This is a genomic window from Streptomyces sp. NPDC102279 (assembly GCF_044766365.1).
In the GTDB taxonomy this organism is placed as follows: domain Bacteria; phylum Actinomycetota; class Actinomycetes; order Streptomycetales; family Streptomycetaceae; genus Streptomyces.
On the sequence record NZ_JBIWLU010000003.1, the window covers coordinates 643,222 to 659,641 of the forward strand.

At 71.6% G+C, this 16,420-nt stretch carries 15 protein-coding genes; 6 read left to right on the forward strand and 9 right to left on the reverse strand.

Translation table 11 applies throughout. From position 1 onward, the window contains the following. Window positions 1-490: 490 nt before the first annotated feature. Window positions 491-1,198, forward strand: a complete 708-nt coding sequence (locus tag ACIRQH_RS09665) for a M23 family metallopeptidase (protein ID WP_358815531.1) — start codon at window positions 491-493, stop codon at window positions 1,196-1,198. A 110-nt stretch (window positions 1,199-1,308) separates the two neighbouring features. Here the strand turns inward: ACIRQH_RS09665 and ACIRQH_RS09670 are convergent, their stop codons facing one another. Beyond that, the gene (locus tag ACIRQH_RS09670) at window positions 1,309-1,902 is read right to left on the reverse strand and encodes a TetR/AcrR family transcriptional regulator (protein WP_358815532.1); all 594 of its coding nucleotides are present in this window, start codon (window positions 1,900-1,902) and stop codon (window positions 1,309-1,311) included. Between the two features lie 171 nt (window positions 1,903-2,073). Here ACIRQH_RS09670 and ACIRQH_RS09675 point away from each other — a divergent pair, with 171 nt between their 5' ends. The 3 genes from ACIRQH_RS09675 to ACIRQH_RS09685 all read left to right on the forward strand — a co-directional run bounded on the left by ACIRQH_RS09675 (window position 2,074) and on the right by ACIRQH_RS09685 (window position 4,814). Beyond that, a complete protein-coding gene (locus tag ACIRQH_RS09675) occupies window positions 2,074-3,696 on the forward strand; it encodes an MDR family MFS transporter (RefSeq protein WP_388876117.1) in 1,623 nt (540 codons plus the stop codon). Between the two features lie 122 nt (window positions 3,697-3,818). Next, entirely contained in the window at window positions 3,819-4,292 is a 474-nt protein-coding gene (locus ACIRQH_RS09680; RefSeq protein ID WP_388876180.1) for a helix-turn-helix transcriptional regulator, read from the forward strand. 78 nt (window positions 4,293-4,370) lie between these two features. Further along, entirely contained in the window at window positions 4,371-4,814 is a 444-nt protein-coding gene (locus tag ACIRQH_RS09685) for a VOC family protein (protein WP_164372950.1), read from the forward strand. A gap of 26 nt (window positions 4,815-4,840) precedes the next feature. Here ACIRQH_RS09685 and cseC read toward each other — a convergent pair whose 3' ends face one another. The 5 genes from cseC to ACIRQH_RS09710 form a co-directional block, all read right to left on the reverse strand. Then, on the reverse strand, window positions 4,841-6,307 hold the full coding sequence (cseC, locus tag ACIRQH_RS09690; RefSeq protein ID WP_358815564.1) for a two-component system sensor histidine kinase CseC: 1,467 nt from the start codon (window positions 6,305-6,307) through the stop codon (window positions 4,841-4,843). 56 nt (window positions 6,308-6,363) lie between these two features. Next, a complete protein-coding gene (gene cseB / locus ACIRQH_RS09695; protein ID WP_358815534.1) occupies window positions 6,364-7,071 on the reverse strand; it encodes a two-component system response regulator CseB in 708 nt (235 codons plus the stop codon). A gap of 19 nt (window positions 7,072-7,090) precedes the next feature. Then, the gene (locus ACIRQH_RS09700) at window positions 7,091-7,687 is read right to left on the reverse strand and encodes a hypothetical protein (protein ID WP_358815535.1); all 597 of its coding nucleotides are present in this window, start codon (window positions 7,685-7,687) and stop codon (window positions 7,091-7,093) included. A 41-nt stretch (window positions 7,688-7,728) separates the two neighbouring features. Further along, window positions 7,729-8,268 (reverse strand): SigE family RNA polymerase sigma factor, encoded by a 540-nt coding sequence (locus tag ACIRQH_RS09705; RefSeq protein ID WP_266761288.1) that lies wholly within the window; start codon window positions 8,266-8,268, stop codon window positions 7,729-7,731. Between the two features lie 251 nt (window positions 8,269-8,519). Further along, window positions 8,520-9,437, reverse strand: coding sequence for an A/G-specific adenine glycosylase (locus tag ACIRQH_RS09710; protein ID WP_358815536.1), 918 nt, complete (start codon window positions 9,435-9,437; stop codon window positions 8,520-8,522). Window positions 9,438-9,628: 191 nt separating this feature from the next. On the opposite strand from ACIRQH_RS09710, the gene ACIRQH_RS09715 reads away from it, so the two are divergent. After that, window positions 9,629-10,465, forward strand: coding sequence for a hypothetical protein (locus ACIRQH_RS09715; protein WP_388876125.1), 837 nt, complete (start codon window positions 9,629-9,631; stop codon window positions 10,463-10,465). Between the two features lie 136 nt (window positions 10,466-10,601). On the opposite strand, the gene disA is transcribed toward ACIRQH_RS09715, so the two are convergent. Beyond that, window positions 10,602-11,726 (reverse strand): DNA integrity scanning diadenylate cyclase DisA, encoded by a 1,125-nt coding sequence (disA, locus tag ACIRQH_RS09720; protein WP_404224978.1) that lies wholly within the window; start codon window positions 11,724-11,726, stop codon window positions 10,602-10,604. 68 nt (window positions 11,727-11,794) lie between these two features. Next, on the reverse strand, window positions 11,795-13,204 hold the full coding sequence (gene radA / locus ACIRQH_RS09725; RefSeq protein WP_388876129.1) for a DNA repair protein RadA: 1,410 nt from the start codon (window positions 13,202-13,204) through the stop codon (window positions 11,795-11,797). Between the two features lie 364 nt (window positions 13,205-13,568). On the opposite strand from radA, the gene ACIRQH_RS09730 reads away from it, so the two are divergent. After that, window positions 13,569-15,413, forward strand: a complete 1,845-nt coding sequence (locus ACIRQH_RS09730; RefSeq protein WP_388876132.1) for a BACON domain-containing protein — start codon at window positions 13,569-13,571, stop codon at window positions 15,411-15,413. 63 nt (window positions 15,414-15,476) lie between these two features. Here ACIRQH_RS09730 and ACIRQH_RS09735 read toward each other — a convergent pair whose 3' ends face one another. After that, window positions 15,477-16,316, reverse strand: a complete 840-nt coding sequence (locus ACIRQH_RS09735; protein ID WP_388930198.1) for a hypothetical protein — start codon at window positions 16,314-16,316, stop codon at window positions 15,477-15,479. Between the last annotated feature and the right edge of the window lie 104 nt (window positions 16,317-16,420).

The following is a 16,420-nucleotide window of genomic DNA, read 5'->3' on the forward strand; positions in this document are numbered from 1 at the left end:
AGTACGGAGAGGGGTGAAGTGGCCTGGGGCACAACCCCAAGTGCCTTGTGACCAGGGGCGGGAGGGTAGCCCGGGTCACATTCAGGGGGGTCCGGAACCGGCCGCCCGGTGACATGGCGCACAGGCGATTTGTCCGGTACTAGGACGAATAGTGGATGCATGAGAACGGACATAAAGGACCTTTGGCCCGGAACCTCCGGGACGGTCCTCCCGCCCTGCGGGCCGACGGTCCGGAAGCCCGTTTCACCAGGGATGCCGCAGCCCGAAGTGGGCCTAAACCTCGCTTCCCGGGCCGAAACGGGAAGATCGCGTCCCCGATGTCCGAGCTGTCAAGGTTCATTCGGTTTCGGGATGAACTACTAGTTTGCGTCGTAGCGAGGGGGTTTGGGCATCCCTGGGTGTGCGGGTTACCAAGGTATGGCCCACCCGGTCGGCGGTCATCGCAACCGAGTGGTCGCACCGTCCTTGTCCCCGTCATCGCGAGGTATCCATGTCGAAGCGCGTCACGTCCCGCAAGTCCCTCACGTCCCTGGTCCGCAACCGGGCGGCCGTCGTGGCTGTCGGCTTGAGCGCCACGGTCGCGTTGGGCGCCGGGGTCGCGACCGCCGCCGAATCCGGCCTCAGCAGCAGTGGAACCGTCACCGCGGCGCACGCCGTGCAGACGCAGGCCGCCGCGCAGGCCAAGGCCGCAACCGCGAAGAAGGCCGCAGCCGCCACCAAGGCCGCCGCCGCCAAGAAGTCCACCGTGTCCGCCAAGCAGGCCGCCGCCAAGAAGGCCGCCTCGTGGATCGACCCGGTCAAGAAGTACACGCTGTCCGCGACCTTCAACCAGGCCGGCGGCATGTGGTCCCACAAGCACTCCGGCCAGGACTACGCCGTGCCGCTGGGCACGGACGTCATGGCCGCGCACGGCGGCACCGTCGTCAAGACCGGCGGCAACGGCGCCGGTGACGGTCCTGCGTACGGCAACGCCATCGTCATCAAGCACGGCAACGGCACGTACTCGCAGTACGCCCACCTGTCGCGCATCGACGTGAAGATAGGCCAGGTCGTCACGACCGGTCAGCACATCGCCAAGTCCGGCAACACCGGAAACTCGAGCGGCCCGCACCTTCACTTCGAGATCCGTACGACCCCGAACTACGGCTCGGCCATCGACCCCGTCGCCTTCCTGCACGGCAAGGGCGTCAAGGTCTGATCCACCCCGCGCCGGTGAGCCGGCGCGGCAGTGCCCGGACGGGGCGGACCGAAGCGGAGTCTCACGGCGTCAGGAAGCGGCGCCGCGAGGCTCCGCCTCCGCGTTCGTGCCTACGCGGCCGAGCCGCCGTGGGCCTGTGTCACCAGATCGATCGCGACCTCCAGGACCGCCTTGCGCTTGTCCTCGGGGTCGCCTTCCACGTCCTTGAGGACGAACATCCCGGCGTGCATCGTGAAGAGCGCGCTGATGCAGCGGACCTGGTCGGTCAGGGGGGACTCCGGCTCCTTGATGATCTCCAGCATGCTGATCATCCGGTGCTTGAAGGTCTCGCCGATGCTCAGCTCGCGGACCGTCGCCTGGTTCTCCTGCATGAAGCGGAAGAGCGGGGACGCGCCGCCGAGCGCGTCGCTGTAGCGGCGCAGGACCTCCTGCTTGGTCTCCAGGGTGTGCGGCTGCTGCTTGCCCCACTCGATCAGCTCGTCGAGCGGCCTCGTCAGATCCTCGAAGATGCTGATGAGGATCTCTTCCTTGGTCTTGAAGTGGTAGTAGAGCGCCGCCTTCGTGACGTCGAGGTGCTCGGCGATCTCCCGCAGCGAGGTCTTCTCGTACCCGTGCTCGGAGAAGAGTTCTAGGGCGACGTCCTGGATGCGCTGCCGGGTGTCGCCCCGGCGCTGCCGCTTGGTGCCGTCCATCGTGCCGCCCATCCTCGTGCTCCTCGCGCTCCCTGAAAACCTACCTGTGACCCCGCGGCAAAACTACTTAAACTTACTTGACGCCCGGCTAGTTACGGGTCTACTTTCCTCAGTGTAGTCAGCTTGCCGGTCGGCAAGTAAGTAGCCGAACGGCAAGCAGTCGCAGCTAGGGGAGTGGAATCGATGGCGGACAAGACACAGGTGGCCGTGCCGGCCGCGGGGGCCGGGGGACAGGCCGAAGGCCAACCGGTGGCGCAGGACAAGAAGCCACGCAGCGTGCGCGTCGTGCTGCTGGCGCTCATGATCGCGATGCTGCTCGCGATGCTGGACAACATGATCGTGGGCACCGCGATGCCGACGATCGTCGGTGAGCTGGGCGGTCTGGAGCACCTGTCCTGGGTGGTCACCGCGTACACGCTCGCCACCGCGGCCTCCACCCCGATCTGGGGCAAGCTCGGCGACATGTACGGGCGCAAGGGCGCCTTCATGACCTCGATCGTGATCTTCCTGATCGGCTCCGCGCTCAGCGGCATGGCCCAGGACATGGGGCAGCTCATCGGCTTCCGTGCGATCCAGGGCCTCGGCGCAGGTGGTCTGATGGTCGGCGTCATGGCGATCATCGGTGACCTGATTCCGCCGCGGGAGCGCGGCAAGTACCAGGGCATGATGGCCGGAGTCATGGCCTTCGCGATGATCCTCGGCCCGCTGGTCGGCGGCACCATCACCGACCACTGGGGCTGGCGCTGGTCCTTCTACATCAACCTGCCGCTCGGCATCGTCGCGCTCCTCGCGGTCAGTGCGGTGCTGCACCTGCCGAAGAAGCGCGTCCAGGCGAAGATCGACTACCTCGGCGCGGGGCTGCTGGCCCTCGGCATCTGCTCCATCGTGCTGGTCACCACCTGGGGCGGCACCGAGTACGCCTGGGGCTCCGCCCGGATCATGGAGCTGATCGGCATCGGCGTCGCCGCCCTCGTCGGCTTCGTCTACTGGCAGACCAAGGCCGCTGCCCCGGTCATCCCGCTGCACATCTTCCGCAGCGGCAACTTCACCCTGATGTCGATCATCGGCTTCATCACCGGCTTCGTGATGTTCGGCGCCGTGCTCTTCCTGCCGCTGTACCAGCAGTCCGTGCAGGGCGCGTCCGCCACCAACTCCGGTCTGCTGCTCCTGCCGCTGCTCGGCGCGATGCTCGCCGTCTCGATGGTCGCCGGACGCGTCACCACCAACAGCGGCCGCTACAAGATCTTCCCGCTCGTCGGCAGCGTGCTGATGATCATCGGCCTGTTCCTGCTCTCTCAGATGGACACCGAGACCACCCGCCTCACCTCCGGCCTGTACATGGCGGTGCTCGGCGCGGGCATGGGCTGCCTGATGCAGATCACGATGCTCGTCGCGCAGAACAGCGTCGAGATGAAGGACATGGGCGTCGCGTCCTCGTCCACCACCCTCTTCCGTACGCTCGGCTCCTCGTTCGGTGTCGCCATCATGGGTGCGCTGTTCAACCACCGGGTGCAGGACGTCATGACCGAGAAGGCGGGGGCGCTCGGCTCCAAGCTGACCGAGAAGTCGGCGCAGCTCGACGCGGCCAGCCTGGCGAAGCTGCCGGCTCCGGCCCGGGAGGCGTACCAGCACGCGGTGTCGTCCGGTACGCACTCCGCGTTCCTGCTCGGCTCCGTGATCGCGGTGGTCGCCCTGATCGCGGCGGTCTTCGTGAAGGAGGTCCCGCTGAAGGGGGCGGGAGCGCCCAAGCCCGGCGAGGACGAGCCCAGCGACGCGGTGCCGGCCCCCCTGGCCGAGCCGGTCTGACCTCACCCACCTGCTCCCTCTCGCTCCGACCCGAAGGCCCCCGGCGGTTGTCCGCCCCCGGGGGCCTTCGCCCGTACAGGGCCCCTGTCGGTGCCGCGTGCCACCATCGGGGCGTGGACCGAATGCGGCAGCTGCGGCTCGCCAAGGACGTCGTGGACCGGGACTGGGCCGAGCCCGGCGTCGACCTGGACGCGCTGGCCGCGCGGGCCGGGTATTCGCGGTACCACTTCGTCCGCGCGTTCAAGGCGGCGTACGGCGAGACGCCGGGCCAGTACCTGACACACCGGCGCATCGACCGTGCCGAGGACCTGCTGCGCACCGCGAACCTCTCGGTGACGGAGATCTGCCACCTGGTCGGCTTCAGCAGCCTCGGCACGTTCTCGGCGCGCTTCAAGGCGTGGACCGGGCTGACACCGAGCGCGTACCGGGAGCGGCACGTCGGCCGGGGCGCCGCGCTCATCCCCGGCTGCTACGCGATGCTCTGGGCCGGCGGTTTCCGGACGGGCCCGGGCGCTGCGGGAAAGGGCCCGGACGCGAACGCCGGGCCCCCTGCGGCCCCTGCTGAGGAAGACCGCAATTCCGGAGAAGCGCCCTGACCCGGCGGCTGCCTACGGTGGCAGGGCACGCAGACGCGCCGTGCCGTACCGCGCGACCCCGCACACCTGGAGCACACCATGATCAAAGGGCTGGCCATCTCGACCGTCTGGGTTCTCGACCAGGACCGGGCCCGGGAGTTCTACACGGAGAAGCTCGGTCTGGAGGTCCGTACGGACATGACGATGGGGGAGGGCGGCATGCGCTGGCTCACCGTCGGCGCGCCGGACCAGCCCGAGGTCGAGCTGACCCTCATGGTGCCCGGGCCGCCCGCCATGGACCCCGAGTCCGCCGAGATGATGAAGAAGCTGGTCGCCAAGGGCGCGCTCGGCGCGGGCGTGCTGCGGACCGACGACATCCACGGCGACTACCGCAAGCTCAAGGACCGGGGCGTGGAGTTCCTCCAGGAACCGCAGGAGCGCCCGTACGGCACGGAGGCCCTCTTCCGCGACGACTCCGGGAACTGGTTCTCCTTCACCCAGCGCCGCGAGGGCGACCTCGACCTGGAGCGGGACTGGAGCTGACGGATCGGCCCCGCCCCGGCCGCCCGCTACTTCGCGGCGGGCGGCAGCATCGGGTAGCTGCCCGTGCTCGTCGGCGCGTGTTCCGGCAGCCACAGGACGGCGACCGCGCCCTCGGCGGGCACGCCGTCGGGAGCCCCCGCGGGCCGTACGTTGCGGAAGGTCAGCCGGGCGCCGAGCACCCGTGCCTGGCCCGCGGCGATGGTGAGGCCGAGGCCGTGGCCGTGGCCCGCGCGGTCCGTGCTGCCGGTGCGGAAGCGGCTCGGGCCCTCGGCGAGGAGCTTCTCCGGGAAGCCGGGACCGTGGTCGCGCACCCGGATGACGCGGCCCTCGACGGTGACCTCGATGGGCGGTTTCCCGTGCCGGGCGGCGTTCGCGAGGAGGTTGAACAGGACGCGCTCCAGGCGCCGCGGGTCCGTCGTGACCTCCGACTCGTGCACCACGCGCACCTCGACGTCCGCCCCGCGCGCGGCCACGCGGCGGGTGACGAAGTCGCCGAGCATGATGTCCTGCAGTTCGGCCCGCTCGGAGGCGCCGTCGAGCCGGGCGACCTCCAGGACGTCCTCGACGAGGGTCCGCATGGCCTGCGCCCGGTCCCGAACCAGTTCGGTGGGGCGCCCGGGAGGCAGCAGTTCGGCTGCGGTGAGCAGCCCCGTCACCGGTGTGCGCAGTTCGTGCGCGATGTCGGCGGTCACCCGGCGTTCGGCCTCGATGCGCTGCTGGAGCGCGTCGGCCATGGCGTCCACGGCCCGTGCGAGGTCGTCGGTCTCGTCGAGCACGACACCGCCGATCGCGTCCCGGACGCGGACGTCGGTCTCGCCCTTGGCGACACGGTTCGCGGCGGCCGCCGCCTTGCGCAGCCGGCGCGACAGCTGGCCCCCGATGAGGACACCGAGCGCGCTGCCGCCGAAGACCACGGCGATGGAGCCGATGACCAGCGCCTGGTCGAGGTCCTTCATCACGTCCGCGTTGCGGTCGGTGAACCGCTCGTGCCAGGACAGCACCTGCCCGTTCCTGAGCGGAACGGCGGCCCAGATGTCGGGGACCCCCGCCGAGCTGTCGGAGACGTAGGTCGCCCGCCGGCCCTCGCCGACCTTCTCCTGCAGGTCCGCGGGGATGGAGGGGTCGTCGATCTTGGCGCCGAACGGCGGTGGACGCCCCGGCCCGTACATGCGCTCGGCGAGCTGGATGCGCTCGTCCGCCAGATCGCGCGAGTTGTCGAGCATCGAGACGCGGGCCGCGTTGTGCACGACGAGGCTGAGCGCGATGGCGACGAGCGCGCCGACCAGGGCGATCGCCGTACTGAGCTTCCAGCGGATGCCCGTACGGATGCTCGTGCCCGAGTCCGTGCCGCGGTCGATGCCGATGCTCAGACCGCGGATCCTGCCCGCGTCCCGGCCCCCGCCGTCGCTGGTGCCCGGCCCGCCGGCCGGGCGCGTGACCCGGCCCACGACCGTGTCCGCGCGTCTGTCCCGAACCGGTCCCTGCCCCGGCATCGGGCGCTTGCCCGGAGCCGCCGCCGACCGCTGAAATATCCCCCGCATACCCCTGCTCAGGCCTTCAACTTGTAGCCGAAGCCGCGGACCGTCTCGATACGGTCCTGGCCGATCTTCGTACGCAGCCGCTGCACATGGACGTCGACGACGCGGGTGTCCCCGCCCCAGCCGTAGTCCCACACCCGTTCGAGCAGCTTGTCGCGGCTCAGCACCGTACCGGGTGCGGAGGAGAACTCCAGGAGCAGCCGCATCTCGGTGGGCGTCAGCGCAACCGGCGTCCCGTCGCGGCGCACCTCCATGCCCTCGGTGTCGATCTCCAGGTCGCCGAAGGCGAGCACACCGCCGTCCACCGACGCGGGCCCCTCGCCGGGTGCGCCGTGGCCGCCGTTCGCGTGCCCGAAGCGGCGCAGCACCGCGCGGATCCGGGCCACCAGGACCGCGCCGTCGAACGGCTTGGTCACGTAGTCGTCGGCGCCGGCCTCCAGGCCGAGCACGACGTCGATGGAGTCGGCGCGCGCGGACAGCATGATGACGGGGACGGTCGACTCGTCGCGGATGCGGCGGCACAGCGAGACACCGTCGAGCCCGGGGACCATCACGTCCAGCAGGGCGATGTCGGGGCGGTCGGCGCGGAACGCCTCCAGCCCCGACAGCCCGTCGGGCATGGCCGTGACCGCGAAGCCGTCGCGCTCCAGGGCGAGTTGCGTGGCCTCGCGGATGACGTCGTCGTCCTCGACGAACAGGACGTGGGTCTGCTCTGCCATCCGGCTGCTCCGTCTGCTCTCAGTTCGCGTCGGGGGAGGCCGAACTCGCGCCGCCCACCGCGTTGCTGTAGTCGTTGTGGATCCGGGACCGCTCGACGAAACGGGCCGTCGACCAGCCGTAGGTGATCACTTCCTCGCTGGAGGGGTACGACACGGGGTCGCCCTTCTCGTACAGCTGCTGGGTCACCACCAGGTCGCCCCGGTCTATCTCCGCGTAGACCGGCGGCTCCTCGGCCTTGAAGACGTTCTGGTACCGGCCGTTCTGCTCGCGGTACACGTACGAGCCGATGCCGACCGCGTCGGCGCAGGTCATCACGTTGATGACGATGTCGTTCGAGCCGCCGCCGGTGAGGTCCCCGTACGACACGTCGACGGGGTACTCGTCGGCGACGCACGGCTTCAGGCCGCGCTTGACCGCCGCGCTGACCGCCGGATCGTCGCGGACGATCTTCACCGCGTCCACCCGCCGGGGCGCCTTGGTCGGCGACGCGGAGCCGACCGGCGCCGTACTGCCCTTGGCGACGGCGTCAGTGCCCGCGGGGCCCTCGTCGCGGGCCCCGGTGCCGCCCGTCGCGCAGGCGGTCATGAAAAGGCCGAGGGCGGCGAGCGCGGCCACTGCCGAACTCCCCGCCTTCAGGACCTGTCTGGCCCGAACTCCTAGGCCGCGCAACGCTCCCGCTCCTCACGTTCGAGCGCGCGGGCGTCCAGATCGCGGCTCTCCAGCTCCTCGCGGAGCCGGGCCAGCGCCCGGTGCAGCGTGCTCTTGACCGTTCCGGCCGACATGCCGAGTGCGGCGGCCGTCTCCTCGGTGGACATCTGCTCCCAGTGTCGCAGCACCACGACACTGCGCTGCTTGGGTGCCAGCACCTTCATGATGTCCATCAGCAGCGCGCGGTCCGCGTGCTGCTCGGTGGCGTCCTCGACGCTCGCGTCCGGCAGCTGCTCGGTGGGCACCTCTTCGAGCTTGCGGGCCCGCCACCACTCGGTGCGGGTGTTGATCATGACGCGGCGCAGGTAGGCGTCGGCCAGCCGCTTGTCGGCGATCCCGTCCCAGCGGCCGTACGTCCGCACGAGCGCGGTCTGGAGCAGGTCCTGGGCGTCGACCGGGTCGGGGACCAGACGGCGGGCACTGCGCAGCAGCGCGTCCTGTCGGGTGCGGACGTACTCCTCGAATTCGAGCACCTCGCCGTGCGCCATGATCAACCGCCTCCATCCCCGTTTCCGACCTGCCTGCTGCCGGTTCTCCATTGCCTGCGACCGAGGGCTCCCCGGCCGCTTGTCGCGGCCCGCCCTGCGGTACGGCAATGAAGCTACGGAGGCGTTGTCACGGGGTTGTCCGAGACAGCCTGCGGCCAGCACTCGGCTGTCCGTCGGTTGTGTAACGGATGTAGGAGCTGGGTAAGGCGGAGTGGGTCTATGTCCGGGTTGGTTCTGGTTCGACCCTCCGGCTATGTCGACGGCAGCCGATACAGACCGCCGGGGAGCGGTTCGACCAGTCCGTCGGAGACGAGTCCGTCCAGGGCCCGGGCCCGCTGGACCGGTTCCTCCCACACGCGGTCCAGCGCGGCCTGCGGAACCGGCACATGGGCCTCGCGCAGGACGGCCAGCAGCTTGCCCCGCACCTGGCGGTCGGTGCCGGCGTACGTCTGTCCCTTGCGCGGCGGCCCGTCGTGCTCCGGCTTGCCGGCCAGCCGCCACGCGCACAGCGCGGCGATCGGACAGCGGTGACAGGACTCGTTCCTCGCCGTGCAGACCAGTGCGCCGAGCTCCATCGAGGCCGCCGCCCAGCGTGCGGCCGTGTTCTCGCCCTCGGGCAGCAGCGTGCGGGCGAGCCGGCGCTCGGCCGCGGTGGTGGCGTTCGGCGGGTACTGCACGCCGGTGACGGCGCGGGCGAAGACCCGGCGGACGTTGGTGTCCAGCACGGGGTGCCGCTGTCCGTACGCGAACGAGGCGACCGCCGCCGCCGTGTACTCCCCGATGCCGGGCAGCGCCAGCAACTGCGCGTGCTCCGTCGGTACGTCGCCGCCGTGCCGTTCCGTTATGGCCACCGCGGCGCCGTGCAGCCGCAGCGCGCGGCGCGGGTAACCGAGCCGGCCCCAGGCCCGGACGGCCTCACCGGGGGCGTCCTTCGCCAGGTCGGCGGGGCGCGGCCAGCGGGCCAGCCACTGCTCGTACACGGGCAGCACGCGGTTGACGGGGGTCTGCTGGAGCATGAACTCGCTGACCATCACCGCCCAGGGTCCGGCGTCGGGGTGGCGCCAGGGCAGTTCGCGGGCGTGCTCGTCGAACCAGTCGATGACGGGCGCGTGGAGGTCCTCGCCGGGAGCGTTCCGGGCGGTTTCGGTGGGCTTGGTGGGTGCAGTCATGGCGGTATCGATCCTGCCATGCGGGGGCGGGGACGTGGGGGCGACGCCGGGGGCGGGCGGTGGTGAAAGACCGCACCGGGCCCTCTCCACGGCCCCCGAAGGGTGCCGACCGGGATGATGATCCGGAAAAGTTGATGCCGGGGCGGCGGGTGGGGCCAGTGACGCCGCGGATCTCTCGTACAGTTTGCGCCGTGGGATCACTGCGCAATCCGGTCGGGCCGCTTCCCTCCACCATCTACTGGCGTCGGAGGGCCGTTCTGCTGTCCGTGGCAGCCCTGTTGGCGCTGCTCACGGTCTGGGTGGTCGGCCCGGGCGGCGGGGGCGGTGACAACAACTCCGGCGGATCGAACGGGAAGAACCCCGCGCCCTCGATCACGCCGGGACCCTCCGGCTCGGGTCCCGCGATCAGTCAACACCCGGGCGGCCGGGACGAGTCGAGCGGCAGCAGCGGCGGCAGCGGCGGCAGTGGTGGCGGGGACGGCAGTGGCGACGGCGGGAGCGGTGACGGCTCCGGCGACGGTTCGGGGACCGCAGGTTCCGGCGGAAGCGCCGGGGGCGGCTCCGGCGACGGGGCCAACGACGGCGGCGGCGGGGCTGGCGGTCAGCTCCCGGCCGGTTCCAGCCTCCCCAACTGCACCCCGAACTACGTCAAGTTGACGCTCAAGAGCGAGCACAACTCGTACGCCCCCGACGAGCGGCCCACCGTCCAGCTCATCGCCAAGAACACCTCGGGCAGCGACTGCAAGGTCGATCTCGGCCCGAAGAACACGGTTCTGACGATCACTCAGGCCGGTAGCGACGACGACATCTGGGCGTCCGACGACTGCCCGAAGGGCGCCACGGGCACGCTGTACCGCGTCCCAGCGCACAACCAGGTCATCTACACCGTGAAGTGGGACCGCAAGCCCAGCGCCCCCAAGTGCGCGACGCCCCCCGCGGGTTCCGCCCCCGCCGGCACCTACCTGGTCGAGGCGAAGGCCCCGGGCCTGTCCAAGGCGCAGACGTCGTTCGTGCTCTCGAAGGACTGAGCGCCGGACGCGGTCTCCCGGCGGGAGGCCCGGGGCCTTCGCGGCGCCGCCTTCCCGAAGGCCTCACACGTCGTGTGCGCTCGGGGCGCGGCGAACGCCGGACGAGGCGTGCCCGTCCGGCGATCGGCCGTCGGCCTCAGACGTAGCGCTCCAGGATCGAGGACTCCGCCAGCCGGGACAGACCCTCGCGGACGCTGCGGGCCCGGGCCTCGCCCACGCCGTCCACCGTCTGGAGGTCGTCGACGCTCGCGGCGAGCAGTTTCTGCAGCCCGCCGAAGTGCTCGACGAGCCGGTCGATGATCGCGCCCGGGAGCCGCGGCACCTTGGCGAGCAGCCGGAACCCGCGCGGGGACACCGCGGTGTCGAGCGCCTCGGGGGAGCCGGTGTAGCCCAATGCCCGTGCCACCGTGGACAGTTCGAGAAGCTCCGCGTGACTGAGCGCATCCAGTTCGAAGAGCGCCTCGTCGACGGTGCGGGACCGCTTCGCGGTCGGTTCCGGCACGTAGTCCCGGACGACCAGCTCGCGGTCGGGCTCGACACCGGCGATCAACTCGTCGAGCTGGAGCGGCAGAAGACGTCCGTCGGTGCCCAGCTCCACGACGTACTCGGCGATCTCGGTCGCGATACGGCGCACCATCTCCAGCCGCTGCGCGACCGCCGAGACGTCCCGCACGGTGACCAGGTCCTCGATCTCCAGCGCGGACAGCGTGCCCGCGACCTCGTCCAGCCGGAGCTTGTAGCGCTCCAGGGTCGCGAGGGCCTGGTTGGCACGGGACAGGATCGCGGCGGAGTCCTCCAGGACACGGCGCTGACCGTCGACGTACAGGGCGATCAGGCGCATCGACTGGGAGACCGAGACGATGGGGTAGCCGCACTGCTTGCTCACCCGGTCCGCGGTGCGGTGCCGCGTACCCGTCTCCTCCGTCGGGATCGTCGGGTCGGGCACCAGCTGCACACCCGCCCGCAGGATCTTGGTGATGTCCTTGTCGAGCACGATGCCGCCGTCGAGCTTGCACAGCTCGCGCAGACGGGTCGCGGTGAACTCGACATCCAGGATGAATCCACCCGTACACATCGCTTCGACGGTCTTGTCGGAGCCGAGCACGATGAGTCCGCCCGTGTTGCCGCGGAGAATCCGTTCGAGTCCGTCACGCAGTGCCGTACCGGGTGCCACGGCGCTGAGCGCGGCGCGCATCTGGCCATCGGCGCCGGAGCTCCCACCGGACTTTCCGGGAGCTGCTGCCCGGTCGTTGGCTGCCACTGCACTCCTCCGGTCGCGGGTTTCCGGTCGCGCTCGGTTCGTACGGACGGGCGAGACCAGGGCAAAGTCTACCGGCGCTGCTCCTCTTCCCGTGGGGCCTCTCTGCGACGCGAGCGCGGAAGGACGCTGAGCGCCTCTCCGATGTCGGCGACTTCCAGGACCTTCATACCGGCCGGGACCTTGCCGGGGTCGGCCGGAACGAGGGCGTGCGTGAAGCCCAGCCGGTGCGCCTCGGCCAGCCTGCGCTGCACGCCCGTGACGCGTCTCACCTCGCCCGCGAGGCCCACCTCACCGATCGCCACGAGGTTCTTGGGCAGCGGGGTGTCACTCGCGGCGGACGCCAGGGCCAGCGCGATGGCGAGGTCCGCGGCGGGCTCGGAGAGCTTCACGCCGCCGACCGTCGCCGAGTAGATGTCCCGCTTCCCGAGCGCGCTGATCCGGCCGCGCTGCTCCAGGACGGCGAGCATCATCGAGACGCGGGAGGTCTCCAAACCGGACGTCGTGCGTCGCGGGGAGGGGATCTGCGAGTCCACGGTGAGCGCCTGCACCTCGGCGACCAGGGGACGGCGGCCTTCGAGGGTGACGGTCAGGCAGGTGCCGGGCACGGGCTCGGCGCGGCGCGTCAGGAAGAGCCCCGAGGGGTCGGTCAGCCCGGTGATGCCCTCGTCGTGCAGCTCGAAGCAGCCGACCTCGTCCGTCGTCCCGTAGCGGTTCTTGACGCCGCGCACGAGGCGCAGGCGCGCGTGCCGGTCGCCCTCGAAGGACAGGACGACGTCCACCAGGTGTTCCAGCAGGCGCGGGCCCGCGATCGCGCCGTCCTTGGTGACATGGCCCACGAGCAGGGTGGACATGCCCCGCTCCTTGGAAGCGCGGATCAGCGCGCCCGCGACCTCGCGGACCTGCGCCATGCCGCCGGGCGCGCCGTCGATCTCCGGGGAGGCGATGGTCTGCACGGAGTCCAGGATCAGCAGGGACGGCTTCACCGCGTCCAAGTGGCCGAGGACGGCGGCCAGATCGGTCTCGGCGGCGAGATACAGGTGGTCGTCGATCGCCTTGATGCGGTCGGCGCGCATGCGCACCTGGCTGGCCGACTCCTCACCCGTCACGTACAGCGTGCGGTGCTCGTCGCTCGCCGACTTGGCCGCCACGTCCAGCAGCAGCGTGGACTTGCCGACGCCGGGCTCGCCCGCGACGAGGACGACCGCGCCGGGGACGAGTCCGCCGCCGAGGACGCGGTCCAGCTCGGGCACGCCGGTGCTGCGGGCGGTGGCCTGACGGGCGTCGACCTGTCCGATCGGGACCGCGGAGGTGGTCACCCGGCCCGGAGCCGTCGTCCGGACGGCGGGCGCGCCGTACTCCTCGACCGTCCCCCATGCCTGGCATTCGGAGCAACGGCCGAGCCACTTGGCCGTCTGCCAGCCGCACTCGGTGCAGCGGTAGGACGGCCGGTCCTTCGCGGATTTCGTACGGGCAGCCATGACCGAACCGTAGCCGGACCCACTGACAACCCGGCCCCCGCCGGCCGCCGGCAACGGATCAAGTGCGCCCGGGCGCGATCGCGAGCCGTCTCTCCGGGCGGCCCGCCGTCGCGTCGCCCCTGCGCCCGGCCCTGCCCTCGCGTCGCCACCCCGAGCCCCCCGTGCCCCGGTTCCACCCCCGCGTGACGGAACCTCCGGTGGCCTCGCGCCGGGTCATCTGCCATCGACTGCCATCGCCGCCCGTGACGGCCCAGGCCAGGGATCGGGGGTCACTGTCCCCTATTGAGGGATCGTTTCACCCGTACGGATTAAATGTGCTCAAGGTGGAGGAAGCGGCCACCGCCGGGCACCTACGGTCGCACGGGTGATGAGCAGCAGTCCGGAGACCTCCACGCACACCACCGGCGCACACCGGGCGCACGGAGCCGCGCGCAAGCGGGCGGCCGTGCCCCGTGGCGCGACCCCCCACACCCTGGCCGAGCGTCCCCCCGCGCGGTACGAGCCGTACCTGGACGGCCTGTTCACCTACTGCCTGTCCGTGCTGTGCGACCACGACGAGGCCACCGCCGCCCTCGGGGACACCCTCGCCCTCGCCGAGCGCCGCGGTCCGCGCGGCCCGGAGTCCGGCGCCGACCGCAGGGCCTGGCTCTACGCTCTGGCCCGCTGGTCCTGCCTGCGCAAGCTCACCGAGGCGCGGCGCAAGCGCCAGGCGGCGCACGCCTCCGGGCGACACACCCCGCGGAAGCCGTCGAAGCGACAGAGGAACGACTCCCAGGGTTTCGGCGCGTCCGGCGCCACCGCGGGGGCTGCCGAGGGCAGGGCGCCCCACAAAGGAGCCCACAAGGCCGCCGCCGACCGGCGCGCGGCCGAGGCACTGAGCGCCGTCCCCCTCTCCGAGGAGGCCCAGGCGCGACGGAGTCATGAACTCGCCCTGCTGGCCTGGCCGGAGGCCGCCGGTACGACCCCGGAACAGCGCGAGGCGCTCGAACTCGCCGTCCGCCACCAGCTCGCCGCCCACGAGGTCGCCGCCGTCCTCGGCATGGACCTGGCCGGCACGCGCGAGCTGCTCGCCTCGGCCGCCTGCGAGGTGGAACGCACGCGTGCGGCCCTCGCCGTCGTCGAGACGGGCACCTGCCCCAGCGTCGCCCGGCTCACCGGCGACAGCCGGCTCGTCCTGAGCGCCACCCTGCGCAGCGAGCTGGTCCGGCACGTCGACGACTGCCCGCGCTGCCGCCGTACCGCCGAGCGCGCGGTCCCCGGCACCTGGCCGGGCACCAGCGTCACGCCCGCGGCGCTCCCGGTCCTCGAAGCCCCGCAGGCGGACCTGCGCGTGGCGATGGCACACGCTCCACGCGCGCGGGGCAGCGCTCCGCGCTTCGACCGGCGCGGATTCCCGATGGACCCCAAGGATCACGCGGCCCGGCGGGACCGGCTGCGCGCGCGTGCCGTCACGACCGCGATCGTCGCCACCGTCGTCGCGGCGCCCGTCGTCGCCCTGTGGGCGGCGTACCGGGGCGCGCCGCTGACGGGCGAGGGCGTCGACGGCCGTCCGGCCACCGCGAGCGAGGCCCAGGACCCCGACGGCCTGGACGCGGGCCGGGCGGGCGGCTACGAGAACGCGGGCAACGCCAGCTCCCGGCCCGGCTCCCGCTTCACCAAGGGCAGCCGCTCACCGGACGTCTCCGTGGAGGTCGTCAGTGCCCCGGGGAGCAGCCAGGGGCACCTCTCCGTGGCGGCCCGCAACGACGGGGACACCACGCTGGTCACCCTGACCGCGTCCGGCAGCGCACCGGTCCACTGGTCGGCCCGCACCGGCGCGGCCTGGATCTACCTGAGCAAGGCGTCGGGAACGCTCGAACCCGGCGAATCGTTGACGATCAAGGTGTACGTCGATCATCTCCACGAGCCGCTGGGCCACTGGAGAGCGCGGGTGTCGATCGCCCCGGCGGGAGCGGTCGTCACCATCGACGGGTACGGGAACGCGCGCCCGTCCCACCCCGGCGGCCACGGCCACAGCCACGGACCCGTTCCGACCCCGAGCGACACCAGCCCGTCGGGGCCGGGCGCGACGCCTCCGGCCGACCCGGAGCCGTCCGACACCCCGGCCGACCCGTCGCCCACCCCGACGCCCAGCGACTCGTCCCCCTCGGACCCGGGCGGCTCGACACCCCCGCCGAGCGAGAGCGGCACGGCGAGCCCCTCGTCGTAGGGCGGGGGTGTACGAGGCATACGGGCCGTGGCCCCCCGTCGGACGGGGCAGGCCACCGGGTTGTCAGGCCACCGGGTCCGCGGGATGCGGTGCCAGCAGCGGCAGTTGCGAGGCGAGGCGCTCCTCGCACAGCTCGACCAGGCGGTCGTAGCCCTCCTTGCCCATCAGCTCGACCAGCTCCGGCCGGTACGAGACGTACACCGGGTCACCGGCGCCGTGCGCCGAGGTCGCCGACGTGCACCACCAGTGCAGGTCGTGGCCGCCCGGGCCCCAGCCCCGGCGGTCGTACTCGCCGATCGAGACCTGGAGGATCCGGGTGTCGTCGGGCCGGTCGATCCACTCGTACGTGCGGCGCACGGGCAGCTGCCAGCAGACGTCCGGCTTGGTCTCCAGGGGCTCGCGCCCCTCCTTCACCGCCAGGATGTGCAGCGAGCAGCCCGCGCCGCCGGCGAAGCCGGGGCGGTTCTGGAAGATGCAGGAGCCCTTGTACGGGCGGGTCTGGCGCTCGCCGTCGTCGTCCTCCGAGACCCAGCCGGTCTCCGTACCCACGTCATGGTGCTGCCAGAGCTCCGGCGTGAGCCGGGCCACGTGCCCCGCCACCCGCTGCTCGTCCTCCTCGTCCGAGAAGTGGGCCCCCAGCGTGCAGCAGCCGTCGTCCGCGCGGCCGGCCTGGATGCCCTGGCAGCCGCTCCCGAAGATGCAGTTCCAGCGAGAGGTCAGCCATGTCAGATCGCACCGGAAGATCTGCTCGTCGTCGGCCGGATCGGGAAACTCCACCCACGCGCGGGCGAAGTCGAGGCCCTTCTCGTCGCTCTTCATCGCTGCCTTCTTCGACTTCGTGGCCTTCGCCTGCGAAGAACCCGTGGCTGTTTTGTCGGACTTCGCCTTTTTCGTCTTTGGCACGGGTCCAGGGTAAGTCGCTTCCGCCCGCTCCGGGGACGCCCCGTCCGTCACCCGCAGATCACCCTTTGACAAGGCCTTTCGCCCCGCCCCACGAGAAGCGCCGC